The sequence below is a fragment of the Enterobacter sp. Acro-832 genome, from assembly GCF_011752745.1.
Classification (GTDB): domain Bacteria; phylum Pseudomonadota; class Gammaproteobacteria; order Enterobacterales; family Enterobacteriaceae; genus Enterobacter; species Enterobacter quasiroggenkampii.
Window position 1 is genome coordinate 1 of sequence record NZ_VWWX01000022.1, and the last position, 794, is coordinate 794.

Sequence of the window (794 nt, forward strand, 5' to 3'; positions counted from 1 at the left end):
TCACCATTGAGGTTGCCGGCAATGCCGGAGATGCCGGCGATGCGCTCGAAGCGGTCGTAGAACGGCTCCAGATCGGCATAGGTGATGCCCCAGTCCTGCACCTGCTCCAGGCCCTTGAGCTTGCTCGCGCCGTAGCGCTCCAGGGTGGCCGAACGCACGCGGAAGTCCCATTCGGAGAAACGCCAGGCCATGCCGGCCCAGTGGAAGCCCGCGCCGTCCACCGACTTGCCCATCTGGAAGGCTTTCAGCTCGCGGGTTGGCACCGCGATCTGGCCGGAGTGGTTGCGGAACGTCAGGGTGTAGTCGCCTGGCTGCAGCAGCAGCTCGCGGCGGATGGTCCAGCGCAGCTCGTCGGGGTCGACGGCCGGTGGCGTATCGGTGGAAGTGTCGAGCCACGGACCGCGGTCGATGGCGACCACTTCCAGCCCGGCGCGGGTCAGTTCTTCGGCCATCAGCGAGCCGGCCCAGCCCAGGCCGACGATGACCACGTCAGCTTTTTTACGTGTAATTGCCATGTTGGTTTCCTCTGGCCTCAGCTCACCGGGATCAGGCTGATGGGCGCCAGGCCCAGGTCCTGCCCGCGACGGTCGATGTATTGGCGGTAGTCGTAGCGAGCGCCGGGGAAGCCCACCAGCTTCCAGCCGACCATGCCGCGGTTGCCGCCATAGAGCGGGTCGGCGAAGTAGCCTTCGCGCACGCTGAGCAGCAGGAATTCGAACAGGCGGCTGCCGCTGCCGGCGCCTTCCCCGTCCAGGCGGCCTTCGTCCAGCTGGCGCAGGATCGCGTCCATCTGC

At 67.0% G+C, this 794-nt stretch carries 1 protein-coding gene and 1 pseudogene; both read right to left on the minus strand.

Going from position 1 to position 794, the window contains the following annotated elements; genetic code table 11:
* Window positions 1–515: pseudogene (locus tag F3J31_RS23210) on the minus strand (GMC family oxidoreductase); the annotation flags it as partial.
* Between the two features lie 17 nt (window positions 516–532).
* The coding region (locus F3J31_RS23215) for a gluconate 2-dehydrogenase subunit 3 family protein (RefSeq protein ID WP_167215720.1) at window positions 533–794 on the minus strand (262 nt) is incomplete at its 5' end.